The organism is Variovorax sp. Root434, assembly GCF_001426595.1.
Taxonomy (GTDB): domain Bacteria; phylum Pseudomonadota; class Gammaproteobacteria; order Burkholderiales; family Burkholderiaceae_C; genus Variovorax.
Genome location: NZ_LMEK01000012.1, coordinates 487,361 through 513,099, shown reverse-complemented (window position 1 = coordinate 513,099; position 25,739 = coordinate 487,361). Strand labels below are relative to the sequence as shown.

The 25,739-nt window shown below is 66.7% G+C and carries 23 protein-coding genes and 3 tRNA genes; 12 read left to right on the top strand and 14 right to left on the bottom strand.

Features of this window, described 5'->3' with window-relative positions; genetic code table 11:
• Positions 1-44: 44 nt before the first annotated feature.
• Positions 45-1,298 carry a D-amino acid dehydrogenase gene (locus ASD05_RS12925; protein ID WP_056592637.1) on the top strand — a complete coding sequence of 418 codons (1,254 nt, stop codon included), beginning with the start codon at positions 45-47 and terminating at the stop codon, positions 1,296-1,298.
• Here the strand turns inward: ASD05_RS12925 and ASD05_RS12920 are convergent.
• Entirely contained in the window at positions 1,288-1,716 is a 429-nt protein-coding gene (locus tag ASD05_RS12920) for a hypothetical protein (RefSeq protein ID WP_056592635.1), read from the bottom strand. The two genes, ASD05_RS12925 and ASD05_RS12920, sit on opposite strands and share 11 nt — an antisense overlap.
• 41 nt (positions 1,717-1,757) lie before the next feature.
• Here ASD05_RS12920 and ASD05_RS12915 point away from each other — a divergent pair, with 41 nt between their 5' ends.
• Entirely contained in the window at positions 1,758-3,218 is a 1,461-nt protein-coding gene (locus ASD05_RS12915) for a bifunctional ADP-dependent NAD(P)H-hydrate dehydratase/NAD(P)H-hydrate epimerase (protein ID WP_056592632.1), read from the top strand.
• Positions 3,219-3,224: 6 nt separating this feature from the next.
• Here ASD05_RS12915 and ASD05_RS12910 read toward each other — a convergent pair whose 3' ends face one another.
• Positions 3,225-3,989, bottom strand: a complete 765-nt coding sequence (locus ASD05_RS12910; protein ID WP_056592630.1) for an SDR family oxidoreductase — start codon at positions 3,987-3,989, stop codon at positions 3,225-3,227.
• Positions 3,990-4,043: 54 nt separating this feature from the next.
• Positions 4,044-6,305, bottom strand: coding sequence for a ribonuclease R (gene rnr / locus ASD05_RS12905; protein WP_235507955.1), 2,262 nt, complete (start codon positions 6,303-6,305; stop codon positions 4,044-4,046).
• Positions 6,306-6,386: 81 nt separating this feature from the next.
• On the opposite strand from rnr, the gene ASD05_RS12900 reads away from it, so the two are divergent.
• Positions 6,387-6,471: transfer RNA gene (locus tag ASD05_RS12900), tRNA-Leu, on the top strand.
• 155 nt (positions 6,472-6,626) lie between these two features.
• Positions 6,627-6,711: transfer RNA gene (locus ASD05_RS12895), tRNA-Leu, on the top strand.
• An 84-nt stretch (positions 6,712-6,795) separates the two neighbouring features.
• On the opposite strand, the gene rimO is transcribed toward ASD05_RS12895, so the two are convergent.
• The 6 genes from rimO to ASD05_RS12865 all read right to left on the bottom strand — a co-directional run bounded on the left by rimO (position 6,796) and on the right by ASD05_RS12865 (position 12,784).
• A complete protein-coding gene (rimO, locus tag ASD05_RS12890; RefSeq protein WP_056592627.1) occupies positions 6,796-8,202 on the bottom strand; it encodes a 30S ribosomal protein S12 methylthiotransferase RimO in 1,407 nt (468 codons plus the stop codon).
• A 39-nt stretch (positions 8,203-8,241) separates the two neighbouring features.
• Positions 8,242-8,802: a polyhydroxyalkanoate synthesis repressor PhaR gene (phaR, locus tag ASD05_RS12885; protein WP_007837005.1), complete on the bottom strand. Its 561-nt coding sequence runs from the start codon at positions 8,800-8,802 to the stop codon at positions 8,242-8,244.
• A gap of 74 nt (positions 8,803-8,876) precedes the next feature.
• Positions 8,877-9,260, bottom strand: a complete 384-nt coding sequence (locus ASD05_RS12880) for a hypothetical protein (protein WP_235507954.1) — start codon at positions 9,258-9,260, stop codon at positions 8,877-8,879.
• Between the two features lie 157 nt (positions 9,261-9,417).
• A tRNA-Val gene (locus tag ASD05_RS12875) sits at positions 9,418-9,494 on the bottom strand.
• Between the two features lie 48 nt (positions 9,495-9,542).
• Positions 9,543-11,747, bottom strand: a complete 2,205-nt coding sequence (locus ASD05_RS12870; protein ID WP_056592622.1) for a RelA/SpoT family protein — start codon at positions 11,745-11,747, stop codon at positions 9,543-9,545.
• Between the two features lie 47 nt (positions 11,748-11,794).
• Complete coding sequence (locus tag ASD05_RS12865) at positions 11,795-12,784, bottom strand: alpha/beta fold hydrolase (protein ID WP_056592619.1); 990 nt, start codon at positions 12,782-12,784, stop codon at positions 11,795-11,797.
• A gap of 26 nt (positions 12,785-12,810) precedes the next feature.
• Between ASD05_RS12865 and ASD05_RS12860 the strand changes: the two genes are divergently transcribed.
• Complete coding sequence (locus ASD05_RS12860; protein ID WP_056594347.1) at positions 12,811-13,581, top strand: 3-hydroxybutyrate dehydrogenase; 771 nt, start codon at positions 12,811-12,813, stop codon at positions 13,579-13,581.
• 27 nt (positions 13,582-13,608) lie between these two features.
• On the opposite strand, the gene ASD05_RS12855 is transcribed toward ASD05_RS12860, so the two are convergent.
• Together ASD05_RS12855 and ASD05_RS12850 are read right to left on the bottom strand one after the other, a co-directional pair.
• Positions 13,609-14,316, bottom strand: a complete 708-nt coding sequence (locus ASD05_RS12855; protein WP_056592615.1) for an SIMPL domain-containing protein — start codon at positions 14,314-14,316, stop codon at positions 13,609-13,611.
• Positions 14,317-14,376: 60 nt separating this feature from the next.
• Entirely contained in the window at positions 14,377-14,736 is a 360-nt protein-coding gene (locus tag ASD05_RS12850) for a hypothetical protein (RefSeq protein WP_056592612.1), read from the bottom strand.
• A gap of 172 nt (positions 14,737-14,908) precedes the next feature.
• Between ASD05_RS12850 and ompR the strand changes: the two genes are divergently transcribed.
• Positions 14,909-15,640, top strand: coding sequence for a two-component system response regulator OmpR (ompR, locus tag ASD05_RS12845; RefSeq protein ID WP_007837017.1), 732 nt, complete (start codon positions 14,909-14,911; stop codon positions 15,638-15,640).
• Between the two features lie 74 nt (positions 15,641-15,714).
• A complete protein-coding gene (locus ASD05_RS12840; RefSeq protein ID WP_056594344.1) occupies positions 15,715-17,130 on the top strand; it encodes a sensor histidine kinase in 1,416 nt (471 codons plus the stop codon).
• A 13-nt stretch (positions 17,131-17,143) separates the two neighbouring features.
• Here the strand turns inward: ASD05_RS12840 and ispF are convergent, their stop codons facing one another.
• Both ispF and ispD read right to left on the bottom strand, forming a co-directional pair.
• Positions 17,144-17,632, bottom strand: coding sequence for a 2-C-methyl-D-erythritol 2,4-cyclodiphosphate synthase (gene ispF, locus ASD05_RS12835; protein WP_007837020.1), 489 nt, complete (start codon positions 17,630-17,632; stop codon positions 17,144-17,146).
• Positions 17,629-18,351, bottom strand: coding sequence for a 2-C-methyl-D-erythritol 4-phosphate cytidylyltransferase (gene ispD / locus ASD05_RS12830; RefSeq protein WP_056592608.1), 723 nt, complete (start codon positions 18,349-18,351; stop codon positions 17,629-17,631). Before ispD ends, ispF begins: the two co-directional genes overlap by 4 nt.
• Positions 18,352-18,470: 119 nt before the next feature.
• On the opposite strand from ispD, the gene mfd reads away from it, so the two are divergent.
• The 3 genes from mfd (at position 18,471) to ASD05_RS12815 (ending at position 23,966) form a co-directional block, all read left to right on the top strand.
• Positions 18,471-21,953, top strand: a complete 3,483-nt coding sequence (gene mfd, locus ASD05_RS12825; RefSeq protein WP_056592606.1) for a transcription-repair coupling factor — start codon at positions 18,471-18,473, stop codon at positions 21,951-21,953.
• Positions 21,950-22,663, top strand: a complete 714-nt coding sequence (gene serB, locus ASD05_RS12820) for a phosphoserine phosphatase SerB (RefSeq protein WP_056592603.1) — start codon at positions 21,950-21,952, stop codon at positions 22,661-22,663. The genes mfd and serB overlap by 4 nt, the downstream gene beginning before the upstream one ends.
• Before the next feature lie 238 nt (positions 22,664-22,901).
• Positions 22,902-23,966, top strand: coding sequence for an Ldh family oxidoreductase (locus tag ASD05_RS12815; protein WP_056592600.1), 1,065 nt, complete (start codon positions 22,902-22,904; stop codon positions 23,964-23,966).
• Positions 23,967-23,972: 6 nt separating this feature from the next.
• On the opposite strand, the gene ASD05_RS12810 is transcribed toward ASD05_RS12815, so the two are convergent.
• Positions 23,973-24,299: a DUF6172 family protein gene (locus ASD05_RS12810; protein ID WP_056592597.1), complete on the bottom strand. Its 327-nt coding sequence runs from the start codon at positions 24,297-24,299 to the stop codon at positions 23,973-23,975.
• Between the two features lie 123 nt (positions 24,300-24,422).
• Here ASD05_RS12810 and ASD05_RS12805 point away from each other — a divergent pair, with 123 nt between their 5' ends.
• Positions 24,423-25,445: a histone deacetylase family protein gene (locus ASD05_RS12805; protein WP_056592594.1), complete on the top strand. Its 1,023-nt coding sequence runs from the start codon at positions 24,423-24,425 to the stop codon at positions 25,443-25,445.
• Positions 25,446-25,511: 66 nt separating this feature from the next.
• On the top strand, positions 25,512-25,739 hold the full coding sequence (locus ASD05_RS12800; protein WP_007837035.1) for a hypothetical protein: 228 nt from the start codon (positions 25,512-25,514) through the stop codon (positions 25,737-25,739).

The window sequence follows — 25,739 nt, the reverse complement described above, 5'->3', positions numbered from 1 at the left end:
CCCAACGCACGGGCGCCAACCATCTCTCTTATCCAGAAAATTCAATGAAAATCGCGATCGTGGGCGCCGGCATCGTCGGCGTCACCACCGCCTGGGAACTGGTTTCCGACGGCCATGAAGTGACCGTGTTCGAGCGCAGGGGCGCCGCCGCAGAAGAAGCCAGCTTCGCCAACGCCGGCGTGGTCGCTCCCGGGTACGTCACGCCGTGGGCCGCCCCCGGCATGCGCGGCAAGGTGCTGCGATCGCTGCTGTCCTCGCACGGCGCCGTCAAGCTGCGCTGGCCGCTGGCTTCGCGCGACCTCGGCTGGCTGTCGCGCTGGCAAAAGGCCTGCAAGCTCGAAACCTACCTCGCCAATCGCGCACGCATGCAGCGCCTGGCCTTCTACAGCCGCAACCGCCTGCACGAGGTGACTGAGGCGCGCGAGCTCAGCTACGAACGCAGCGACGGCTACCTGGTGCTGCTGCGTTCCAAGCGCGAAAAGAAACTGGTGCAGCCCGGGCTCGACGTACTGCGCGCGGCCGGCAGCGCCTTCAAGGAAGTCGATGCAGACGAGGCCCGGCTGATCGAGCCGGCCCTCAACCCCGACTCCCCGCTGGCGGGCGCCATCCACCTGCCCGACGATGAAGTGGCCAACTGCCGGCAGTTCGCTCTGCTGCTCAAGTGGGAGGCCGAGTCGCTCGGTGCTCAGTTTCACTTCAACTGCGACATCGCCCCCCTGAGCCGCGCGGCGCCCACTTCGCTGTCTTTGGCGAGCGGCTCGGATCCGGTGCGCTACGACGCAGTCGTGATGTGCGCCGGCCTGGCATCGGCGTCGCTGCTGCGGCCGCTGGGGCTGCGCATCCCGATGGCGCCGGTCTACGGCCATTCGATCAGCGCGCCGATCCGCGAACCGCTCAATGCACCGCGCAGCGCGGTGATGGACGAGCGCTACAAGGTTGCCATCTCCCGCCTGGGCCAGCGCGTGCGCGTGGCCGGCGGCGCCGAAATCGGCGGCTCGCTCGACACGATGAATCCGGCCGCCGTGCAGACGCTCTACAAGGTGCTGCACGACTGGTTCCCGGGCGCGGCCACGCTGCAGTCCGGCGTGCAGCAGTGGAAAGGCGCGCGGCCGATGCTGCCCGACGGCCCGCCCGTGCTGGGCGCAAGCGGCATCCCCGGCGTGTGGCTCAATCTCGGCCACGGCTCGAGCGGCTGGGCGCTGTCATGCGGCAGCGCGCGCGTGCTGGGCGACCTGATCGCCGGACAGGACCCGGGCATCGACCTCGAAGGCCTGGGCGTCGAACGGCTCAGTCTTTAGGGCCCCACCGGCGCAGGCGCTCGGGGCTGGCCGGCTGCTCGACGGGCAACGCGGGCTCCAGCGGCGGCCGGAGTTTCTGCGCGATCCATCCCAGCAAACCGGGGCCGACCAGCACAAAGAAGCCCAGGCAAAGTGCATCAGCGCTCAGCAGCGCGAGGCGCGCCAGACCGGAAACGGTTTCGGACGGCACGTCAAACCAGCGGACCACGCTGATGCCGAAGCCGACATTGGCGGCCCATGCCAGGTCCCGCAAAGCCACCCATCGCTTCAAATCGGCCAGCAGAAAGACGCCCCACACGCCGCACAGCAGGCCCAGGGCCCATCCCAGCCCGGCTATCCACGACATCGTCGCAGCCACGAAGAAGATGAGCGCCGCGCAAAGCAGGACGAGCACCCAGCCGACGCTCTTGAGATTCATCCCCGGATGATAAGGAGACGACGCGACGGCAAAATGCGCCGATGCAACGCATCACGTCCGCCACCATTGCCGAGCTGTTCGACATCGCCGCCACGCGCCGCATCGAACAGGCTGCGGCGGCCGCCCTGCCCGCGCACGCGCTGATGCAGCGTGCCGGCCTCGCAGTCGCGCGGCTGGCAATGGCGATCGCGCCGCATGCACGAACGATCTGGGTGGCCTGCGGGCCAGGCAACAACGGCGGCGATGGCTTCGAGGCCGCCGCGCAGTTGCGGCACAGGGGCTTCTTTCCGGTCGTCACCTTCCTCGGGGATGAAGGCCGCTTGCCGCCGGACGCCAAGGCATCGCTGCAGCGCGCCCGCGACGCAGGCGTGACATTCGCATCGACACCGCCTTCGGCCTATGAGCTGGCCATCGACGCGCTGCTCGGCATTGGATCGACGCGGCCACCCGAAGGCACGATGGCCGAATGGCTGGCGAATATGCATGCAAGTGCCCGGCCGGTGCTCAGCGTCGACGTGCCATCGGGCCTGAATGCCGACACCGGCACGCTGACCCACGGCATCGAACCTGCCCAATCATCGGCGCGCAGCTGCATCACCTTCCTCACGCTGAAGCCCGGCCTGTTCACGGCCCAGGGCCGCGATGCGGCGGGCGCCGTGTGGTTCGACGATCTGGGTTGCGGCGCATTCAAGGATCAACCCGCGGCCCGGATCGCCGGAGCCCCCGAAGCTCGGCGGCGCGCACATGCGTCGCACAAGGGCAGTTTTGGCGATGTCGCGGTGATCGGCGGCGCGCCCGGCATGGCAGGAGCCGCGCTGCTGGCCGGGTCGGCGGCTTTGCACAGCGGTGCGGGGCGCGTATTTGTCGGACTGCTCGATCCGAGCGCGGCCCCCGTCGACATCGCGCAACCCGAACTGATGCTGCGCGACGCCCGAACGCTCGACTTGTCGGGCATGACGGCAGTGTGCGGATGCGGCGGTGCAGAGGCCGTGGCCGAACTGCTGCCGCGCGTGCTCTCGACGGCGGCCGCACTGGTGCTCGATGCCGACGCACTCAATGCCATCGCAGCCGATGGTGCGCTGCAAGCCCAATTGGTATTGCGAGGAAAAGGCGGAGCCCCCACCGTGATCACGCCGCATCCATTGGAAGCGGCGCGCCTGCTGGGCCGTACGGTCGGCGAGGTCCAGGCCGACAGGCTGGACGCGGCCCGCCAACTTGCCGTGCGCTTCGGTGTCGTGACAGTGCTCAAGGGTTCAGGCACTGTGGTTGCCGACGCCGGCAGCGCGCCACCCGTCATCAACCTGACCGGCAACGCGCGCCTCGCGACGGCCGGCACCGGCGACGTGCTGGCCGGCATGATCGGCGCGGCACTGGCCATGCGCCAGCCAGCCTTCGAAGCGGCGCACGAAGCCGTCTGGCAGCACGGCCACATCGCCGACACCTGGCCGGCCGATGCCGCCCCGCTCACGGCCGGCGCGCTGGCCCGCCGTGCGCCCTCCTGACCGCCCTTAGCCGCGCCCGACGAAGGGCATCTTCGTCGCCATGATGGTGTGGAACAGCACGTTGGCTTCCAGCGGCAGGTTTGCCATGTAGAGCACCGACTGGCCCACGATCTTGACATCGATCAGCGGCTCGATCGCAAGTTCGCCATTGGCTTGCGGCACGCCCTTGGCCATGCGTGCGGCCAGTTCGGTCATGGCATTACCGACGTCGACCTGCCCCACCGCGATGTCGTACTTGCGGCCGTCCAGCGAAGCGGTCTTCGTCAGCCCTTCGACCGCATGCTTGGTGGCCGTGTAGGCCGCCGAGTTCGGCCGCGGCGCGGTGGCCGAGATGGAGCCGTTGTTGATGATGCGGCCACCCATCGGCGTTTGCGCCTTCATCGTGCGGAACGCCTGCTGGATGCAGAAGAACATGCCCGTGAGATTGATGTCGACAACGCCCTGCCACTGCGCGGGCGTCCAGTCCTCGAACGGGCCCGGCGGGTTGCCCACGCCGGCGTTGTTGAACAGCAGGTCGACACGGCCGAGGCGCTCGACCGTGGCCGCGAACAGGGCCTGCACCGAGTCCGCATTGGCCACGTCGGTCGGCACCGCGAAGGCGCGCGCGCCGGCACCCGACTCTTGCGCCACCTGTTCCAGCGGCTCCAGGCGGCGTCCCGCCAGAGCCACGCTCCAGCCGTCGCCCAGCAGCGCCAGTGCGGCTGCGCGGCCGATGCCGGAGCCCGCCCCCGTGACGATGGCGATACGGCCCTTGTTGTCTTCAGCGCTCATGCTGTCTGTCTCTTTCTCTTCTTGGGTTGGTCGATGGTTCGTGCTGCCTGAGCTTCAGCGGCGCGGCTTGCGCCCCTTCATCTTGTTGGCGGCCTTCTTGACCGCCGACTTGAAGGCCTGCATTGCCGACTGCGGTCCGGCCGCGGGCGAGGAACCGCGCTCCGCGCGCGGCTCGGCGTTGCCGGCTTCAGCCTTGTGGCGCGTGCTGCGCTTGGCCGAGGCCTTGACCGGCACGCCCGATGCCACGCCCTTGTCCTTCATGGCACGGGTCGCCAGTTCTTCGCCTTCGCGCACGAGGCGGAAGTCGATCTTGCGGCCGTCCAGGTCGACACGACTCACCTGCACCCGCACCCGCGTGCCGATGGCGTAGCGGATGCCGGTGCGCTCGCCGCGCAATTCCTGGCGCATCTCGTCGAACTTGAAGTACTCGCCGCCAAGCTCGGTGATGTGCACCAGGCCCTCGACGTACATCGCATCGAGCGTGACGAAGATGCCGAAGGTCGTGGCGGCGGTGACCACACCGCCGTATTCCTCGCCGAGGTGCTCGCGCATGTACTTGCACTTGAGCCACGCCTCGACGTCGCGGCTGGCCTCGTCGGCGCGGCGCTCGTTGGCGCTGCAATGCAGGCCCGCGGCCTCCCATGCCAGCACTTCCTTGCTTGGCGCCACGGTGGCTTTCTGCGGCTTGTTGGTCGGCGCCTTCACGCGCGACGCAAGCCGCTTGGCCAGCTTGGCGTGCGCCTCGCCGGGCGTGGGCAGCATCGGCAGCTGATAGCGCGTCTTGCCGAGGATCGCCTTGATCACACGATGCACCAGCAAATCCGGATAGCGCCGGATCGGGCTCGTGAAATGCGTGTAGGCCTCGTAGGCCAGGCCGAAGTGGCCGCTGTTGATCGGCGTATAGATCGCCTGCTGCATCGAGCGCAGCAGCATGGTGTGGATCTGCTGCGCGTCGGGGCGCTCTTTCGTGGCATCGGCAATCGCCTGGAACTCGCCCGGCCTGGGGTCGTCGGTGATGCTCAGGCCGACGCCCATCGCCTTCAGGTAGCCGCGCAGGATTTCCTTCTTCTCGGGCGTCGGGCCTTCGTGCACGCGGTACAGGCCCGGGTGCTTGCCTTCGGCGATGAAGTCGGCGCTGCAGACGTTGGCCGCGAGCATCGCTTCCTCGATCAGGCGGTGCGCTTCGTTGCGCGTGCGCGGAACGATCTTCTCGATGCGGCCGGCGTCGTCGCAGATGATCTGCGTCTCGGTGGTTTCGAAGTCGACCGCGCCGCGCTTGCCGCGCTGCTTGAGCAGCGCCTTGTAGACGTCGGCGAGGTTCAGCAGATCCTTGACGCGGTCCTTGCGCTTGGCGGCTTCGGGGCCGCGCGTATTGCCGAGGATGGCCGCCACTTCGGTGTACGTGAAGCGCGCATGGCTGAACATCACGGCGGGATAGAACTGGTAGGCGTAGATCTCGCCGTCTGCGGCCACGAGCATGTCGCACACCATGCACAGGCGCTCGACCTCGGGGTTCAGCGAGCACAAGCCGTTCGACAGCTTCTCGGGCAGCATCGGAATGACGCGGCGCGGGAAGTAGACGCTGGTGGCGCGGTCATAGGCGTCAATGTCGATGCCAGAGCCCGTCTGCACATAGGCGCTGACGTCGGCAATCGCAACCAGCAGGCGCCAGCCCTTGCCGCGGCCCACCTTCGCAGGCTCGCAGTACACGGCGTCGTCGAAGTCGCGCGCGTCTTCACCGTCGATGGTGACGAGCGGAATGTCGGTGAGGTCCACGCGCCCCTTCTTGTCGGCGGGACGGACCTTCTCGGGCAGCGCCTTGGCCTCGGCCAGGCACTCTGCGGAAAACTCGTGCGGCACGCCGTACTTGCGCACGGCGATCTCGATCTCCATGCCAGGGTCGTCGATCTCGCCCAGCACTTCCTTCACGCGGCCCACCGGCTGGCCGAACAGCGCCGGCGGCTCGGTGAGTTGCACGACCACCACCTGCCCCACCTTTGCAGGACCGGTTGCGCCCTTGGGAATCAGGACGTCCTGGCCGTAGCGCTTGTCTTCTGGCGCGACGAGCCAGATGCCGCCTTCATGCAAGAGGCGGCCGATGATGGGCTGCTCGGGGCGCTCGATGATCTCCACCACGCGCCCCTCGGGGCGGCCACGGCGATCCTGTCGCACGACGCGCGCCTTGACGCGGTCCTTGTGCAGCACCGCGCGCATCTCGTTCGGCGGCAGGTAGATATCTGCTTCGCCGTCGTCGCGCTGCACGAAGCCGTGCCCGTCGCGATGCCCTTGGACCGTTCCTTCGAATTCATCCAGCAAGCCGCTGGAAGTGACATTATTTTTGATATGATCTCCTTCTTTCCTGAAATTCAAAACATAACTGCTTCGGCAGTTCTGTGGGCCCAGATGGCGGAATTGGTAGACGCACTAGTTTCAGGTACTAGCGAGTAACATCGTGGAGGTTCGAGTCCTCTTCTGGGCACCAAGTTTAAACAGACCTTTACCAGGTCATTCGATTCAAGCCACCGGCCTCCGGTGGCTTTTTTCATGGCTGCTTGAATTTGCATCGAGCAGCCGGCGCAGCAAAGTTGCTTCGCAAAAATATGTATAATCGCAATCTTTGCTGAAAAGCAAAAACAAGCCCAGATGGCGGAATTGGTAGACGCACTAGTTTCAGGTACTAGCGAGTAACATCGTGGAGGTTCGAGTCCTCTTCTGGGCACCAGATTCAACAAGACCCTTACCAGGTCATTCGATTCAAGCCACCGGCCTCCGGTGGCTTTTTTCTTATCCGCTTGAATCTGAAGCATCAAACAGGCAGCGCGATCAGGTCATGGCCCTCGGCGCCCACGATGCGGGCGCGAGTGAACTCGCCCACCTTCAGCGTCTTGCTGATCTTCTCGGGCGGCAGCAGGCGAACCGTGCCGTCGATCTCCGGCGCATCGGCGTACGTGCGCCCCACCCCACCCTTGCGGCCCATGCCCGGCGCCGAATCGACCAGCACCTGCATCGTCGAGCCAACACGCTTCCGCAGCTTGGCGATTGATACGGCCTCCGCCACCTCCATGAAGCGAGCGCGACGCGCTTCACGCTCCGGCTCGGGCAGCATGCCGGGAATGTCGTTGGCGGTCGCGCCCTCGACCGGGCTGTAGGCAAAGCAACCGGCACGGTCGATCTCGGCTTCCCGGATGAAGTCGAGCAGATGCTCGAATTCCTGCTCCGTCTCGCCAGGAAAACCGGCGATGAAGGTGCTGCGGATCACAAGCTCCGGGCACACCTCGCGCCAGCGCGCCAGCCGCTCCAGATTCTTCTCGCCACTGGCCGGACGCTTCATGCGCTTCAGCACATCGGGATGGCTGTGCTGCAATGGCACGTCGAGGTACGGCAGCACCTGGCCACTCGCCATCAGAGGAATGATCTCGTCGACGCTCGGGTACGGGTACACATAGTGCAGGCGAACCCACGCGCCATACGGCTCGGCGATTTCACCCAGCGTGCGCACCAATTCGAGCATGCGGGTCTTGACCGGCTTGCCATCCCAGAACCCGGTGCGGTACTTCACGTCGACGCCATAGGCCGAAGTGTCCTGGCTGATCACCAGCAGTTCTTTCACGCCGCCTTCGAACAGGGCCTTCGCCTCGCTCAGAACATCTCCGACCGGCCGCGACACGAGGTCGCCGCGCATCGAGGGAATGATGCAGAAGGTGCAGCGATGGTTGCAGCCCTCGCTGATCTTCAGGTAGGCGTAGTGGCGCGGCGTCAGCTTGAGGCCGGCAACGCCGAAGGTGTTCGGCACCAGGTCGATGAACGGGTCGTGCGGCTTCGGCAGGTTCGCATGCACCGCATCCATCACCTCCTGCGTGGCATGCGGACCGGTCACGGCCAGCACGCTCGGGTGCATCTGGCGCACCAGGTTGCCCCCCTGATCGCCAGTCTTGGCGCCCAGGCAGCCAGTGACGATCACGCGGCCGTTCTCGGCCAAAGCCTCACCGATGGTGTCCAGGCTCTCCTTCACGGCATCGTCGATGAAGCCGCAGGTGTTGACGATCACCAGATCGGCGCCTTCGAAAGTCTTGGCGGTTTGATAACCCTCAGCACTCAGCTGGGTCAGGATCAGTTCGGAATCGGTAAGGGCCTTGGGGCAGCCCAGGCTCACGAATCCGACCTTGGGGGCGGCCGGCGTGGCCGTACGTTCGGGGGAGGCAACTTCGCTCATATGCCTCTATTGTCCCAGCTATCGGTGACGGCTGGGTATTCAAGGGCGCTTGATGCCAAAGGCCCCCAGTACCTGTTCGGTGTTTTTCTGCATCTGCTCCTGCATCTGCAAGAAAACGTTCTTCGATTGCTCGACGTAATTGCCCATCAGCCCCTGCAGCATCGGAGACTGCATGGTCATGAAGCGCGACCACATTTCGGGCGTCAGCCCCTCGGCCTTTTCGGCCAACTGCGCCTGCACCTCGGTCATGGCCTGGATGTTCTTCTCGAGATACGGCCCCATGTAGCCCTGCATAGCCTGCCCATAGAACCGGATGATGTTGGCCAGCACCTGCTCGGTGAACATCGGCGCGCCGCCCGCCTCTTCTTCGAGAATGATCTGCAGCAGGATGCTGCGAGTGAGGTCGTCGCCCGTCTTGGCATCGCGCACCACGAACTGGGCGTTCTGGATGACCAGCTGCTTCACCTCGGTCAGCGTGATATACGTGGATGTCTCGGTGTCGTAGAGCCTTCGGTTGGGGTACTTCTTGATCACACGCTGTACCGGCTTGACCCCGGACTTCTTGCTCTGCACTGCGGACTCCTTCACATGGACGCCCATGTCATCGGATGATTCTAGGGAGCGGTTTTGTTGCGCCGCGACAAGGTTTACCCTGACCGGGCTCGCCGCCTTCCTCAATCCAACGATGTTGCGTACTCCGCGCCGCACGCATGGCAGGCGGCCGACTCGGGCCGCTCTTCGTCGGCCTCCCGAAAACGCAGCGGTGTTTTTTGCCCGTAGACCACCCAGCAGCGCGGACAGTGCTCCTGCCCCACGGTCGGCAGGTAGGCACGAGCGCGCTGTTCGGCGCGCTCTTCGGTCAAGGGCATGCCCTGGCGTTGGGCACGCGCCACTTCGCGCGCCGCCATCGTGTCGGTGCGTCCGCCCGCGTGGTCGTTGATGCCGTAGACAGCACGCGCAAACTCGATGGGAGCCTGCCTCATCAGCGCCGCAAGGCGCTTGTCGGCATGAGCCCGATCAACCAGCGTTGATCGCGTATTCATCGGATCGCTTGTCAAGAAAAATGGAATGAGGATGCAGAGAGGCCAAGGTAGCACAACAACATGGCCGAGGGCTTCTTCTGAATCACCGCAAATGGGACGATATGCGCACCGGGGAACCCGGTGCATGCTCTGTTCAACGGGTCCGGTGGTTGGCCGGGGCTGAAGCAGAAATTGGTAGGCGCGATTGGACTCGAACCAACGACCCCCACCATGTCAAGGTGGTGCTCTAACCAGCTGAGCTACGCGCCTAAGGATGTGTCCGAGAAGCAGCTATTGTAGCAGGAGAAAACGCGCTTTTCAGCGACGACGTGCAGATCGCACACCAATAACTGCAGTGACCAGTCCAAGGACCTGCGTGAGCCGCGCGGCGTCGGCGATTTCAACAGTGAACGTCATCCACGCCGTGCCCTTGATCGACTGCGTCTGCACGCCGATGACGTTCATCTTCTCGCGCGCGAATACGTCGGAGATATCGCGCAGCAGCCCTTGGCGGTCGGCCGCCTCGACGGCCACGTCCACCGCATACACAGGTGCGTCGGCACCCTTCTTCGCAACGCCCCACTCCACATCGATGACGCGCTCGCCATCCTTCGCGGCCATCGTGCGGAAGTTGCTGCAATCGCCGCGGTGCACGCTGACGCCATGACCTCGCGTGACGAAGCCGCGAATCGCATCGGGCGGCGCGGGCTTGCAGCACTTGGCGAGCTGCGTCATCAATGAAGACACGCCCACCACCAGCACGCCACCCTTGCCCGATTTTTCGCTGCCGCGCGCCTTCTTGATAAGCACGCCGTCGTCTGGCCCCGGTGCGGGCTCGGGCGGACGCAGCAGCGTCTCGATGTTGCGCAGCGAGAACTCGTCCTTGCCCACCACTTCGAACAGATGGTCCGCCGACTTGAAGCCGAGCTGCGACGCTAGGTCTTCGAGCCGCACCGCAGTCTTGCCTTCGCGCTGCAGCAACTTCTCGACCGCTTCGCGTCCGCGCGCCACGGTCTCGTGCGTGATCTGTGCGTTGAACCATGCGCGCACCTTCGCGCGCGCACGGTGGCTGGCCAGATAGCCCAGCTCCGCATTGAGCCAGTCGCGCGACGGCCCGCCCTCCTTGGCCGCAATGATCTCGACCGTCTGCCCGTTCGACAGCGGCGTGTTCAACGGCACCATCGCACCATCGACGCGCGCTCCACGGCAGCGATGGCCCAGCGTGGTGTGCACGGTGTAGGCAAAGTCGACCGGCGTCGCACCCTGCGGCAACTCGACGATGGCGGCATCCGGTGTCAGCACATAGATGCGGTCGTCGAACAGGCCCTGACCCTGCAGGCCGCCCGACAGATCGCGCTCCCACGCCAGCAGTTGCCGAAGCACCGCAATCTTCGCGTCGTACTCGCCACTCGCCCATACGCCTGCGTAGCCCTTGTGGCCCGCTTCCTTGTAGGCCCAGTGCGCCGCCACGCCATGCTCGGCGTGGTCATGCATTTCTTCGGTGCGGATCTGGATCTCGATCGGTTTGCCCGCCTTGCCATCCACCAGCTCGCGCACCACCGTGTGCAGCGACTGATAGCCGTTGGGCTTGGGCCGCGCGATGTAGTCGTCGAACTCCTCGTCGATCGGCTGGAAGTGCGAATGCACCCACGCCAGCGCCGCATAGCAATCCTTGACGTCGGGCACCACCACGCGCAGTGCAAGGATGTCGAAGACCTGCTCGAAGTCGAGCGACTTGCCGCGCATCTTCTTGACGATGCTGTAGATGTTCTTGGGGCGCCCCTGCACAGTGGCCTTGACGCCTTCGGCTTGCAGTTCGCGCTCGAGCTGCGAGCGCAGTTGCTCGATGTGCCCTTCGCGCTCGATGCGCTTTTCGTCGAGCAGGCGCGCGATCAGCTTGTAGGTTTCAGGCTCGAGGAAGCGGAACGAGAGGTCCTCGATCTCCCACTTCACCTGCCAGATGCCCAGCCGGTTGGCCAGCGGCGCGAACACCTGCAACGACTCGCGCGCTACGCTCTCGGGCGCAGGCTGCTTGCTTGCGGCCGCATGCCGCAGCGTCTGCAGGCGCGAAGCCAGCCGCAGCATCACCACGCGAAGGTCGCGCGAGAACGCAAGCAGCATCTTGCGCACGTTCTCGGTCTGCGCGCCCGCGCCTTCGACGTGATGCCCCTGCGAGGCGGAGCGGGCCTGCTCCTGCACGCGCACCAGCTTGGTCGTCTCGACGGCGAGCGCCGCGAAGTTGTCGCCGAACACCTTGGCGATCACCTCCTGCGGGCGGTTCAGGTGCTGGCACGAATAAACCAGGTAGCTCGCCGCCTGCATGGCCTCGGAGCCACCCATCTTCGCGACGATGGCGGCCACCGCGTCGGCGTGCGCGAGCGAGTTCTCGCCCGTATCGAGCTTCTCGTCGGCGATCAGCGGTTCGGCGAACGCACGCGCGCGCGCCAGCATGTTTTCCATCACCGGCGCACGGTCGGCCGTTGCCGCGGACAACGGATAGTCGACCATGGCCGCGTCGGACATGGGTGCCGTCTGGAGACTCGAGGAATCGCGCTTCACGCTTCAATCAATCAATCGAACAGGAAGTTGGTGACTGCGGCGATCTGCAGGGGATCGACAAAGGTCGGCGCGTGGCCCACGCCTTCGAACTCGACCAGCGTAGCGCGCGGGCCGCGCTGTGTCATGGCCAGCGCGGTTTCGCGCGACAACAGATCCGATTCGGCGCCGCGCGTGACGAGCGTGCGCGCCTCGATGGCGTCGTACAGGCTCCACATGATCGCGCCGCCCTGCGCCGCGGCCTCGGGCGTGATGGCGCGCAGCGCCACGCCGATGGCAGGGTCGTAGTGAAGCAGCCAGGCCCCCTCGTCGCCGCCAGCCTCGGCCTTGGCCGAACCATCGGCCGTGCGCTGCGACGCGGGCACCACCATGTGCTGCGACAGCGCCAGCCACTGCGCGGGCGTGTGCGGGCCGAAGCTGGTCGACAGCGTCCACATGGCATCGGCCGCCGCTTGCACGCTCGCGTAGGAACCGTTCTTCCCTACGTAGGCGCCGATGCGCTGCACTGCGGCCGGCTCGATCGTCGGACCAACATCGTTCGCGACGAAGCGGCGGATGGGCCGCGCCAGCGGCAGCTCCTTGTGGCCTGCGAGCACGAAGCCGATCAGTCCGCCCATGCTGGTGCCGAGGTAGTCGAGCGTGCCGATGGCCTGCTCGCGATGGAGCTGCGCGATCAACGCGACCATGTCGGCCGCATACACCGGCACCTGATAGAAAGCGGGGTCGCGCAGCCAGTCGCTGCGCCCACGGCCCACCACGTCGGGGCAGACCACGCGCACATTGCCGCCAGCGCGCGCCACGATGGCCTGGGCCAACAGGTCGAAATCGCGGCCCTGCCGGGTCAGCCCGTGCACGCAGATCACGACATGCGCACTGCGCGCGTCGCCCCATTGCCAATAGGCCATGCGATGGCCGCCTTGGGCGTCATCGCACGCCACGTAATGAAGCGTCGGTTCTGTCATGAAAACGAAGTCGTCCTGGTGCGGATAATTGTCTCGTCGCATCCTAATTCATCCGGAGATTGATCTTCATGCTCAAAGGCAAAACCGCGCTTGTCACGGGGTCCACCAGTGGCATTGGCCTCGCCATCGCCAAGGCTCTCGCCCAGCAGGGCGCACACATCGTGCTCAACGGCTTCGGCGATGCCGAAGCTCCCAAGGCCCAGATCGAGGCGCTCGGCGTACGCGCCGAGTACCACGGCGCAGACATGAGCAAACCCGAACAGATCGAAGACATGATGAAGTTCGCCGCGTCGAAGTTCGGCCGCGTCGACATCCTCGTGAACAACGCCGGCATCCAGCATGTGGCCAAGGTCGAAGACTTCCCCACCGAACGCTGGGACGCGATCATCGCGATCAATCTCACCAGCGCATTTCATACGACACGGCTGGCGATTCCCGCGATGCGCGAAGCCAACTGGGGCCGCGTCATCAATATTGCGTCGGCCCATGGCCTCGTGGCATCCGCGCAGAAATCGGCCTATGTGGCCGCCAAGCACGGCATCGTCGGCCTGACCAAGTCGGTCGCGCTCGAAACCGCGACCACCGGCGTCACTGCCAACGCAATCTGCCCCGGCTGGGTGCTGACCCAGCTGGTGCAAAAGCAGATCGACGACCGCGCGGCGCGCGAAGGCATCACGGCGGCGCAGGCGCAGAACGAGCTGCTGGGCGAAAAGCAGCCATCGCTGCAGTTCACCACCGTCGAGCAGCTGGGCGGCCTGGCCGTCTTCCTGTGCTCGCCGGCGGCCGATCAGGTGCGAGGCGTCGCCTGGGCCATGGATGGCGGCTGGACTGCCCAATAAAGGGTAGCCTGCCGGTACGCGCGCCCCTTACTTGAGCTGCACCGAGCCCGACACGTTCACCACCACGCTGGTCTTGCCGGCTTCGACCGGCACCGTCGAGTCGGACGAGAACGACTTGGCCTGCACCGCCATCATGCGCGGGCGGATCGGACCACCGTCGTTCGCGTTCACCGATACCTCGCGCAGCGTGTAGCCGCTGAAGCCGAAGCCCTTGGCCAGCTCGCCGGCCTTCTGCTTGAAGTTCTCGATGGCGATGTTCTGCGCCTCGGTTTCGGTCTTGGCGCGCTGCTCGCGGCTCAAGCCGAAGCCCACGTTGCCCACGCTGAGCGTCGTGATGCGGCCGGCCGTCTGGGTGATGCGCGGGAAGTCGCGCCCCTCGAGCACCAGCTCGGTCGAGCCCTGCCAACCGTTGATCTTGCCGTCCTTGGAATAGCGCGGCGACAGGCTGAAGTTGCCGGTGCGCACGTCGAGCTGGCCCGCCTGGGCGTTCTTCTTCGCTTCGGCCAGGGCCGCGTCGAGCGCGGCCTTCAGCTGCGTCTGCACGGCGGCCGCGTCAGGGGCGTCGCGGGTGGTCACGAGCGTCATGCTCAGCATGTCCTGCTGCACTTCGACCGTACCGGAAGCCGCCAACTGCAGCACGTTCTGCGGTACCGGCGCAGCGGCGTTCTGGGCCAGTGCGGTGTCGGCGGCGGCCAGGGCGGCGCACGCCGCGAGCAATTTGATTGTTTTCTTCAAGACGAAGTACTCCCCTGAATTGGTATGAAAAGACAAGCCTGCGCCCCGCAGGCCCACGCATCAGCGGCGCTGGCTGCGCGGTGCAGTCAAGGACGGGCGAGCTGCGGGCGGTGGCACCGGCACGATCCGCTCGGCCGGCTGCGATTCTGCCGAATTGAGCAAAGCACCCGTCGCGGGCGGGGTCCATTGGCCGCGAACCTGCTGCCGCAGCTCGAACAGTTCGGCGGCGGTCAGGCGCCTGCCGGCGGCCGCCTGTTCGCGGCGGACCTCCTCGCGCTGCGCGGCACGATGTGCCGCCACCGCGTCCCGGACTTCGCTGCGGCGCACGTCGCCCACCCTGAAGAAATCGCCGGACATCGCCAGCGCCGGACCGCAGGCGAAAACGAGGATGAACGGGAGGGCGAAAAATGGACGTCTCATTGAGCGCAAATCATCAGGAAATGGGACTTTGCCACCTCCCCGCTAACGTCGGATGACCAGACCGCGAGCGTCCGCAAGTTTTGTAACTTAGTGTCAAACCATAAGTAAATCCGGCTCAACGGAGGCTTAACGCCTTCAGAATCGGCCCTGTTACAAATTCATCGTTGTAGAAATGACTCAAGTTCCCGCTCGCACCGACAAGATCGTGATCGTCGACGACGACGCCCGCATCCGCGACCTCCTGCGCCGCTACCTGACGCAGGAAGGTTTCGAAGTGATCGTGGCCGAGGACGGCAAGGCGCTCAACCGCATCCTGTTGCGCGACACGGTCGACCTGATCGTGCTCGACCTGATGATGCCCGGCGAAGACGGTCTCTCGGTCTGCCGCCGCCTGCGGGCCGCCAACGACCGCACCCCGATCATCATGCTCACCGCCAAGGGCGAGGACGTGGACCGCATCGTCGGCCTCGAAGTCGGCGCCGACGACTATCTCGGCAAGCCTTTCAATCCGCGCGAACTGCTGGCCCGTGTGCACGCCGTGCTGCGCCGCCGTCCGCCGCTGGAAGCGCCGGGCGCCCCATCTACCGAGAACGAGACCGTCACTTTCGGCCCGTTCGCCTTCGACCTCGGCTCGCGCACCCTGAAGAAGGATGGCGAAGAACTCTCGCTGACCACCGGCGAGTTCGCGATGCTGAAGGCGCTCGTGCGCCATCCGCGTCAACCGCTGTCGCGCGAAAAGCTGGCCCAGCTGGCGCGCGGGCGCGAGTTCGAGCCCTTCGACCGCAGCCTGGACGTGCAGATCTCGCGCCTGCGCAAGCTGGTCGAGTCCGACGCCGCGGCGCCGCGCTACATCCAGACCGTCTGGGGCGTCGGCTACGTGTTCGTGCCGGACGGCACGGCCTGACGCGCCGTTGACAGGTGGCCGTCGGCCAACCCACCAGACCCGGCGCGGCCCAGGAGGACGGCGTGCAGGTCACGATGCCGAGCCCGCTCGAAGCGAGCGCGCAACGTGACCGCCGCCCCGGCCTCAAGCTGGGTTTCAGCCTTTTCTGGCGCACCTTCTTTCTGCTGGCGCTGCTGCTCATCGGCTGCACGGTCGCCTGGCTGCAGACTTTCCGCTCGCTCGAATACGAGCCGCGCGCCATCCAGACCGCGCACCAGATCGCCTCGCTCGTGAACCTCACGCGCGCGGCGCTGGTGTATTCGGACGCGATCACCCGGGTGTCGCTGATCAAGACGCTGGCCGACCAGGAAGGCGTGCGCATCCTGCCGCGCGAACCCAACGACCGGTTCCAGCCCTACACCAGCGGCGCGCTCGACCTGCGCGTGACCGAGGAGCTGATCGAGCAGCTCGGTGAAGGCACCACGGTGGCCAGCCGCGTGAACGACGAGGCGGGTCTCTGGATCGGCTTCACCATCGAGAGCGACACCTACTGGCTGCTGCTCGACCCGACGCGCTTCAGCCGCGTGGGAGGGCGCACCTGGCTGGTCTGGCTCAGCACGGCGATGGCGCTCTCGCTGGCCGGCGCCGCGCTGATCACGCGGCTCATCAACCTGCCGCTCAAGCAGCTGTCGCGCGCGACCATGCAGGTGCGCGAAGGCGAGTACGAGGCGCACCGGCTTGACGAGCGAGCCCGCACCAACGAGATCCGCGCCGTCAACATCGGCTTCAACCGCATGGCGGACCAGCTCGCCAAGATCGAGCAGGACCGCGCCATCATGCTGGCCGGCATCTCGCACGACCTGCGCACGCCGCTGGCCCGGCTGCGGCTGGAAACCGAGATGAGCGTCGCCGACGAGGACGCGCGCGACCACATGGCGGCCGACATCGCCCAGCTCGACGCGATCATCGACAAGTTCCTCGACTACGCGCGCCCCGACCATGTCGATCCGCGCCCGGTGCTGCTGCGCGACGTGGTCGACGCCTGCACCTATGCGGTGCAGGACTACGAGGAGATGAACATCAAGGTCGAGGTTCCGTCCGACCTGCGCGTGATGGGCGACGAGGTCGAGCTCACGCGCGTGATCTCCAACCTGGTCGAGAACGCGCGGCGCTATGGCAAATCGCCCTCCACGGGCGTGGCCGACGTCACGATCCAGGCGCAGGCCAACAACGACGCGGTGCTGATCAAGGTGCGCGACCACGGCGCAGGCGTCGAGCCCGCCCTGCTCTCGCAGCTGACCAAGCCCTTCTTCCGCGGCGACACGGCGCGCACCTCGGCGGCCGGCGCGGGCCTGGGCCTGTCGATCGTGGCGAAGAACATCGAGCGCATGGGCGGCACCTTCGCGCTGACCAGCACACCGGGCCGCGGCCTGGCGGCGCACATCCGGATGCCGCGCGCGATGCCGGCACCGAAGCCGGGCGAACTGCCGGGAGGCAGGAAGCCGGCCTGAGCCTGCGGAGGCCTCAGCGATGCAGAAGTACGGCCGCGCGGGCTTCCATCGCGCGGCCCTCGCCCACCGGGCCGAGCTTCTCGGCCGTCTTGGCTTTCACGTTCACCTGGTCGACCGCAATGCCCAGCGTGCCGGCAATGCGCTGGCACATGAGCGGAATGTGCGGCGCGAGCTTGGGCGCCTGCGCGATCACGGTGCTGTCGACGTTGCCGATCTCCCAGCCCGCCGCGCGCACCCGGCGCGCCGCCTCGGCCAGCAGCACCGACGAATCGGCACCCCGGAACTGCTCGTCGGTATCCGGAAAATGCCGGCCGATGTCGCCGAGCCCCGCGCCACCCAGCAGGGCGTCGGTGATGGCGTGCAGCAGCACGTCGGCATCGGAATGTCCCAGCAGGCCGGTGGTATGCGGCACCTCGACACCGCCCAGGATCAGCTTGCGCCCCGCCACCAGTTGGTGAATATCCCAGCCCTCGCCGACACGGATGTTGAAGGCGCTCGTCATGCAATGCCCTTCTTGCGGCCCTGCAGGACCGCCTCGGCCAATGCGAAGTCCTCGGGGAACGTCACCTTGAAGTTCTGCGCGCTGCCCTGCACCAGCAGCGGCGACAGGCCGATGGCTTCGATGGCGCTGGCCTCGTCGGTCACGGTGTCGCCCGTGCGCTCCAGCGCGTCGAGCAGCATGCCGATGCGGAACATCTGCGGCGTCTGCGCCAGCCACTTGTCGGCGCGCGACAGCGTCTGGGCCACGCGGCTCTCGGCCGTCGACGCCTTCAGCGTGTCCGCCAGCCGGTGCGCCAGCAGGCCGCCGACGGCGTCGTGCTCGCAGGCCGCGATCAGCGCCTCGATCTGGCTCGACGTGACGAGGCAGCGCGCCGCGTCGTGCACCAGCACCCAGTCGTGCGCGCCGGCGCCCTTCTGCCGAAGTGCCACCAGGCCGTTGCGCACCGTGGCCGCGCGGGTCACGCCGCCCACGCGCAGCAGGTATTCGTTCTCGGCGGGAAAGCGCGGCAGCACCGCATCCACGTCGCGATCGTCCGGCGACACCACCAGCGCCAGCCCCGCGAAGCGCCCCGCCAGCGCGCGGAAAGCCTCCAGCGTGTGGGCCACCATCGGCAGGCCGGCCAGCCGCCGATACTGCTTGGGCAGCGTGGACTGCGCATGCCCCGCGCGATGGCCGGAGCCGGCACACGGAATCAGCACGAAAAGTCGGGAAGAGGACATGAGGGCCCGGCGCCGGCGCTGGCCAGCAAGCGAATAAGGGGCCGCCATTCTAGAATCGACCGCTACGCACACCCCTCGCCAACCGGCGCGGGGTGTTGTGCATTTCCAGTAAGCGTTCCATGGACCTCCCCCACCTCACGGCGGGCAAGCGTTTCACGCTGCCGCGCCCCCCGTTGTCGGCCGATGCCCTGCTGCTGGCGCAGTTGGCCATGCGCGAGAAAGCCGCCGGGCGCGCCACGGCGATGTTCACGGCCGACGCCAACGACGCCCAGCGCCTGATCGACGAAATCGCCTTCTTCGCGCCCGAGCTGCGCTGCGCCCTGTTCCCCGACTGGGAAACGCTGCCCTACGACAGCTTCTCGCCCCACCAGGACCTGATCAGCGAGCGCCTGGCCACCCTCTGGCGCATCAGCCAGAAGGAGGCCGACGTGGTGCTGGTGCCCGCCACCACCGCCCTCTACCGCCTCGCACCCCCGGCCTTCCTGGCCGGCTACACCTTCCACTTCAAAGCCAAGCAGAAGCTCGAGGAATCGAAGCTCAAGGCCCAGCTCACGCTGGCCGGCTACACCCACGTGACGCAGGTGGTGAGCCCGGGCGAATATGCGGTGCGCGGCGGCCTGATCGACCTGTTCCCCATGGGCTCGCCGGTGCCGTTCCGCGTCGACCTGTTCGACGACGAGATCGACACGATCCGCACCTTCGACCCGGACACCCAGCGCAGCCTCTACCCCGTGCCCGAGGTGCGGCTTCTGCCGGGCCGCGAATTCCCGATGGACGACGACGCGCGGGCGCGCTTTCGCAGCCGCTGGCGCGAACTGCTCGAGGGCGACCCGACCAAGAGCCGCATCTACAAGGACATGGGCAACGGCGTGGCCACCGCCGGCATCGAGTACTACCTGCCGCTGTTCTTCGACGAGACGGCCACGGTGTTCGACTACCTGGGCGCAGACGCCACGGTGGTGCTGCACGGCGACCTCGAACCTGCGTTCCAGCATTTCTGGCAGGACACGAACGAGCGCTACCGGCTGGTGCGCGGCGACCCCGAGCGCCCCGCCCTGCCGCCCGAGGCGCTGTTCCTGAATGCCGAGCAGTTCTACCAGCGCGCCAAGCCGCACGCGCAGCTCGCCATTCGTGGCGACGTGCCCACCGAAGCGCCCTACGCCGAGTTCGACAAGCTGCCGCCCTTCGCCGTGGTGCGCGGCGCGGAAGACCCGCTGGTCGGGCTCAAGGCCCACATCAGGGCCACGCCGCACCGCGTGCTGCTGATCGCCGAGAGCGACGGCCGCCGCGAGAGCTTGCTCGACTTCCTGCGCGCCAGCGGCGTGAGCCCGCCGGCCTTCGATTCGCTGGCCGAGTTCGAAGCCTCCGCCGACGAGAAGATCGGCATCGCCACTGCCGCGCTGGCCTCGGGCTTCGCCTGGCGCGAACAGGGCATCGACCTCGTCACCGAGACCGAGCTGTTCGCCACCGCGCCCACCACGCGCCGGCGCAACAAGAAGCAGGAGCAGGTCAGCGATGTCGAGGCGCTGATCAAGGACCTGTCGGAACTCAACGTCGGCGACCCCGTGGTCCACACGGCGCACGGCATCGGCCGCTACCGCGGCCTGATCCATATGGACCTCGGCCAGGGCAACGGTCCCGACGGCAAGCCGCTGCTGCAGGAGATGCTGCACCTGGAGTACGCCGACAAGGCCACGCTCTACGTACCCGTTTCGCAGCTGCACCAGATCAGCCGCTACACCGGCGTGAGCGCCGACGAGGCCCCGCTGCACAAGCTGGGCTCCGGCCAGTGGGAAAAGGCCAAGCGAAAGGCCGCCGAGCAGGTGCGCGACTCCGCTGCCGAGCTGCTCAACATCTACGCCCGCCGCGCCGCGCGCGAAGGCCATGCCTTCCGCTACTCGCCGGCCGACTACGAGGTGTTCGCCAACGACTTCGGCTTCCAGGAAACCGCCGACCAGAAGGCCGCGATCCACGCCGTGGTGCAGGACATGATCTCGCCCCAGCCCATGGACCGCCTGGTGTGCGGCGACGTGGGCTTCGGCAAGACCGAGGTGGCGCTGCGCGCCGCCTTCATCGCCGTCACCGGCGGCAAGCAGGTGGCCTTCCTCGCGCCCACCACGCTGCTGGCCGAGCAGCATTACCAGACGCTGGTCGACCGCTTCGCCAAGTGGCCCGTGAAGGTGGCCGAGATGAGCCGCTTCCGCTCGGCCAAGGAAATCACCGCCGCTGCCAAGGGCCTGGCCGAGGGCCAGGTCGACATCGTGGTCGGCACGCACAAGCTGCTGTCGCAGTCGGTCAAGTTCAAGAACCTGGGCCTGCTCATCATCGACGAGGAGCACCGCTTCGGCGTGCGCCACAAGGAGGCGATGAAGGCCATGCGCGCCGAGGTCGACGTGCTCACGCTCACCGCCACGCCGATCCCGCGCACGCTGGGCATGGCGCTCGAAGGCCTGCGCGACCTCAGCGTGATCGCCACCGCGCCGCAGCGGCGCCTGGCCATCAAGACCTTCGTGCGCAACGAAGGCACTGGCGTGATCCGCGAGGCCGTGCTGCGCGAGCTCAAGCGCGGCGGGCAGGTCTACTTCCTGCACAACGAGGTCGAGACCATCGAGAACCGGCGCCAGAAGCTCGAAGAAATACTGCCCGAGGCCCGCATCGCCGTGGCTCACGGCCAGATGCCCGAGCGCGAGCTGGAACGCGTGATGCGCGACTTCGTGGCGCAGCGCTACAACCTGCTGTTGTGCTCGACCATCATCGAGACCGGCATCGACGTGCCGACCGCCAACACCATCGTGATGAGCCGCGCCGACAAGTTCGGCTTGGCGCAGCTGCACCAGTTGCGCGGCCGCGTCGGCCGCTCGCACCACCAAGCCTATGCCTACCTCATGGTGCCCGACACCGAGGGCCTGACCAAGCAGGCGGCGCAGCGGCTCGACGCCATCCAGCAGATGGAAGAGCTGGGCTCCGGCTTCTACCTTGCGATGCACGACCTCGAGATTCGCGGCACCGGCGAGGTGCTCGGCGAGAACCAGAGCGGCAACATGATGGAGATCGGCTTCCAGCTCTACAACGAGATGCTCAGCGAAGCCGTGCGCTCGCTCAAGGCCGGACAGGAACCCGACCTGCTGGCGCCGCTGTCGGTCACCACCGAGATCAACCTGCACGCGCCCGCCCTGCTGCCCGACGACTACTGCGGCGACGTGCACCTGCGCCTGTCGTTCTACAAGAAGCTGGCCACGGCGAAGACGCCCGACCAGATCGACACGCTGCTCGAAGAAATCGTCGACCGCTTCGGCAAGCTGCCGCCGCAGGCGCAGACGCTGATCGACACGCACCGCCTGCGCGTGCTGGCACGGCCCTACGGCGTGGTCAAGGTCGATGCGGCGCCGGGCATCATCAACATCACGTTCAAGAAGGACGCACCGGTCGATGGCATGGCCATCATCCAGCTGATCCAGAAGAACAAGCACATCAAGCTCGCCGGCAACGAGAAGCTGCGCATCGAGCGTGAGCTGAAAGAGCCCAAAGAGCGAGCCCAGATGGTGCGCGACGTGCTGCGCAGCCTGGGCCAACCCCTCGTCAAGGAAACCGTCACCGCATGAGCGCTACCCAAGAAATCTCCCCCGGCCTCGTCATTCAGCGCGTAAAACCGCCGCTGCGGCTCGCCGACTTCAAGCTGATCGCCTTCGACATGGACTCGACGCTCATCAACATCGAATGCATCGACGAGATCGCCGACGCCGTCGGCAAGAAGGCCGAGGTCGCCGCCATCACCGAGGCCACGATGCGCGGCGAGATCAAGGACTTCAAGGAAAGTCTGCGCCGTCGCGTGGCGCTGTTGCAGGGTGTGCCGGTCGAGGCGCTGCAGCAGGTGTACGACGAGCGCCTGAAGCTCAACCCAGGCGCGGCCGAGCTGGTGTCGGCTTGCAAGGCGGCCGGCCTCAAGGTGCTGCTGGTGTCGGGCGGCTTCACCTTCTTCGCGAACCGGGTGAAGGACCGGCTGGGCATCGACTTTGCGCGCTCCAACCTACTCGACGAAGCCGACGGCAAGCTCACCGGCGAGGTGGTCACGCAGAGCTGGGGCGACATCTGCGACGGCGCCGAGAAGCGCCGCACGCTGCTCGAGGTGGCGTCGCTCATGGGCATCTCGCCGCAGGAAACCATCGCCGTGGGCGACGGCGCGAACGACCTGCCGATGATGGGCGAAGCCGGCCTCTCGGTGGCCTATCACGCGAAACCCAAGGTGCGTGAACAGGCAATGGTTGCAATCAACGAAGGCGGGCTGGACCGCCTTCTCGAAATACTGCAATGAGCGGCTGGGGGCGTGGTTCGGGGTGCGATCACGCCGGCGTGACCGATCAGAGCACTTGTTGATCGGCCTGCACAACGCCACGCCCATGGTGCACAGGGCACCGGGTGCTCCCCGCAGCGAAATAAAGGAGGAGCCGAAGGCGGGGGACATTCGCGGAGGGGAGTACCCGGTGGCCTGCGCACGCGCCCTGAACAACAGCGCCTAGAACAACCGACCCAACGAGACAAGGACCACTGACATGACCGACACCACCCCGCTCTATCGCGCCGAAGCCCTCAAGGACTACGCGAGCGCCCTGCTGCAAAAAGCCGGCCTCGCCGCGTCGATGGCCGACAGCGTCGCGCGCACGCTCGTCGAAGGCGACCTGCTGGGACACGACACGCATGGCCTCGCGCTGCTGGCCGGGTACGTCAAGGAACTGGAATCCGGTGGCATGACGCGCGACGGCACCCCCGAGGTGCTGTCCGACCGCCCCGCCGCCGTGCTCTGGGACGGCAAGCGCCTGCCCGGTCCCTGGCTCATGGGCCACGGCATGGACCTGCTGATTCCGCGTGCCCGCGAACTCGGCACCGCCTCGCTCGTCATCCGCCGCAGCCACCACATCGCCTGCCTCGCCGTCTACATGCTGCGCGCGCTGCAGGAAGACATGCTGATGCTGCTGGCCTGCTCCGACCCCAATGCCGCCAGCGTCGCGCCCTTCGGCGGCACGCAGGCCGTGTTCACGCCGAATCCGCTGGCCATGGGTTTTCCGCTCTCGCAAGGCGGCGTGATGGTCGACATCTCGGCCTCCATCACCACCAACGGCATGAGCAATCGCAAGCGCGCAGCGGGCGAAACCTTCGCCGAGGAATGGCTGATCGACGCTGCCGGCAAGCCGTCGAACGACCCGCAGGTGCTGTTCGACCAGCCGCCCGGCACGCTGCTGCCGGTCGGCGGATTGAGCCACGGCCACAAGGGCTACGGCATGGCGCTGCTGGTCGAGACGCTCACGGCCGGCCTCGCGGGCCACGGACGGGCCGATCCGCCCGAGGGCTGGGGCGCGACCGTGCACATCACGCTGTACGACCTGAATGCCTTCGGCGGCAAGGACGCCTTCCTGCGCCAGATGGACCATGTGGCGGCGAAGTGCCGCGGCAACGTGCCCATCGACCCGGCCAAGCCTGTGCGGCTGCCAGGCGAAGGCGGTTTGAAGCGTCGGGAAGCGCAGGCCAGGAACGGGGTGCGGCTGCACCCGTCGATTGCGCGCTCGCTGCAGGATGCGGAGCAGCGGTACGGCCTGCGGCTGGCGCAGGCGCAGGTCTGACGGGGGTTATTCCTGTTCGGAATCGGTGGCAGCGCCCTGTTCGCCTTCAGGCCGCGGCTTGCGTTTGCCGGGCTTGGCCAGGATCTCGATGTAGAACTGCTTGCCGCCTTCCTTCACCACGCCGTCGATGAGGCCCGTGATGGCAGAAAGGTGGATGACTTCGGCGGATTCCTGGGCCGCGCCGAACTTGCAATCGAAGTCCCAGAAATCGCTGCCTTCGGGCAATTCGCGCCGCCGCTCGCGCTTGATGTACTTGCGGATCTCGTGCTTGATGGCTTCGAGGAGACGGTCGGGGTGCTTGCCCTCGACCTGAAGCTGAAAGGTTTTTCTCATGGGTGATCGTAACCAATGTGGATGCCGCCGATTCGGGCGTCATCCGATGCCCTCGATGGGCACCGATCTTGCTCGCTACCATGGCTGCCGAGCAAATTCCACGGCGGCCATGCCGAATCGCCCATGCTGACCTACTTCCATCCAGAGCAGCTGCTGCACCATCCGCGCAGCTATCTGTCGCGCGGACAGATGCGCACCCCGCAGGAAATTCCCGACCGTGCGCTTCGGCTCGTCGCCGCCGTGCAATCGCTCGGCTTCGATCTCCGTACACCGGCCGATGCCGGCATGGCGCCATTGGCCGCCGTGCACAGCGCCGACTACCTGCGCTTTCTCGAGGACGCGCACGACGAATGGAAGCAGATGCCGCCCGACTGGGGCGACGAGGTGATGTCGAACGTCTACGTGCGCGAGCCCAACCGCCTGCGCGGCGTGCTGGCCAAGGCGGCGCGCTACCTTGCCGACGGCAGCTGCCCGGTCGGGGCCGAGACCTGGCGCTCCGCGTACTGGTCGGCCCAGAGCGCGGCGGCCGGGGCGGCGGCCATCGTCGACGGCGCCCCTGCAGCCTATGCACTGTGCCGCCCGCCCGGCCACCATGCGCGCGTCGATGCCGCTGGCGGCTTCTGCTACCTCAACAACGCAGCCATCGCCGCCCAGGCGTTGCGCGGGCACTTCGCTCGCGTGGCGGTCCTCGATACCGACATGCACCACGGCCAGGGGGTGCAGGAAATCTTCTACGACCGCAGCGACGTGATGTATGTCTCGATCCATGGCGACCCGACCAACTTCTACCCTGCCGTCGCCGGCTACGACGACGAGCGCGGGGCCGGTGACGGCGATGGCTTCAACGTCAATTTCCCGATGCCGCACGGGGCGACGGAAGCGACCTTCTTCGAGCGCGTCGACGATGCGGCGGGCGTGCTGCAACGCTTCGCGCCGGACGCGCTGGTCCTGGCCCTCGGGTTCGACATCTACAAGGACGACCCCCAGTCGCAGGTCGCGGTGACGACCGAGGGTTTCGGCCGTCTCGGCAAGGCCATAGGTGCGCTGGGCCTGCCTACGTTGATCGTCCAGGAAGGCGGCTATCACCTCGACAGCCTGGAGGCCAACGCGCGCGCTTTCTTCGGAGGATTTGCAGGCACGGCGTGACGGTCCCGGCGGCGATCGGCGCGGCGCTGTGTACAGTCGGCGCTTCGAACGAAAGCAGGTGAAGACATGGCGCGCGCAAACGACTGGGCAAGCAAGGTGATGGCATTGATCAACGGTGGCAACCCCGCCGCAGCCATCGCGCAGATCAAGGTCGCGCCATCGGTCAAGGACCTGAAGGCGCTGCAGACCATCATGACGTTGTCGAAAATGAAAGGCCGCTATCCGAACGTGGATGCGGCCATTTCAGACAACCTGGACCTGCTTGCAGCGCCCCGGCTGCACCGGTCCCCCTGA

Coding starts and splice junctions, on each gene's coding strand:
- ASD05_RS12840 (WP_056594344.1), top strand. CDS start 15,715: ATGCCGAGCCCGCTCGAAGCGAGCGCGCAACGTGACCGCCGCCCCGGC.
- ispD (WP_056592608.1), bottom strand. CDS start 18,351: ATGTCCTCTTCCCGACTTTTCGTGCTGATTCCGTGTGCCGGCTCCGGC.
- ASD05_RS12805 (WP_056592594.1), top strand. CDS start 24,423: ATGCTGACCTACTTCCATCCAGAGCAGCTGCTGCACCATCCGCGCAGC.
- serB (WP_056592603.1), top strand. CDS start 21,950: ATGAGCGCTACCCAAGAAATCTCCCCCGGCCTCGTCATTCAGCGCGTA.
- ASD05_RS12870 (WP_056592622.1), bottom strand. CDS start 11,747: ATGTCCGACGCGGCCATGGTCGACTATCCGTTGTCCGCGGCAACGGCC.
- ASD05_RS12920 (WP_056592635.1), bottom strand. CDS start 1,716: ATGAATCTCAAGAGCGTCGGCTGGGTGCTCGTCCTGCTTTGCGCGGCG.
- ASD05_RS12850 (WP_056592612.1), bottom strand. CDS start 14,736: ATGAGACGTCCATTTTTCGCCCTCCCGTTCATCCTCGTTTTCGCCTGC.
- ASD05_RS12860 (WP_056594347.1), top strand. CDS start 12,811: ATGCTCAAAGGCAAAACCGCGCTTGTCACGGGGTCCACCAGTGGCATT.
- phaR (WP_007837005.1), bottom strand. CDS start 8,802: ATGGGCGTCCATGTGAAGGAGTCCGCAGTGCAGAGCAAGAAGTCCGGG.
- ASD05_RS12910 (WP_056592630.1), bottom strand. CDS start 3,989: ATGAGCGCTGAAGACAACAAGGGCCGTATCGCCATCGTCACGGGGGCG.
- rimO (WP_056592627.1), bottom strand. CDS start 8,202: ATGAGCGAAGTTGCCTCCCCCGAACGTACGGCCACGCCGGCCGCCCCC.
- ompR (WP_007837017.1), top strand. CDS start 14,909: ATGACTCAAGTTCCCGCTCGCACCGACAAGATCGTGATCGTCGACGAC.
- ispF (WP_007837020.1), bottom strand. CDS start 17,632: ATGACGAGCGCCTTCAACATCCGTGTCGGCGAGGGCTGGGATATTCAC.
- ASD05_RS12815 (WP_056592600.1), top strand. CDS start 22,902: ATGACCGACACCACCCCGCTCTATCGCGCCGAAGCCCTCAAGGACTAC.
- ASD05_RS12925 (WP_056592637.1), top strand. CDS start 45: ATGAAAATCGCGATCGTGGGCGCCGGCATCGTCGGCGTCACCACCGCC.
- ASD05_RS12865 (WP_056592619.1), bottom strand. CDS start 12,784: ATGCGACGAGACAATTATCCGCACCAGGACGACTTCGTTTTCATGACA.
- mfd (WP_056592606.1), top strand. CDS start 18,471: ATGGACCTCCCCCACCTCACGGCGGGCAAGCGTTTCACGCTGCCGCGC.
- ASD05_RS12810 (WP_056592597.1), bottom strand. CDS start 24,299: ATGAGAAAAACCTTTCAGCTTCAGGTCGAGGGCAAGCACCCCGACCGT.
- ASD05_RS12800 (WP_007837035.1), top strand. CDS start 25,512: ATGGCGCGCGCAAACGACTGGGCAAGCAAGGTGATGGCATTGATCAAC.
- ASD05_RS12915 (WP_056592632.1), top strand. CDS start 1,758: ATGCAACGCATCACGTCCGCCACCATTGCCGAGCTGTTCGACATCGCC.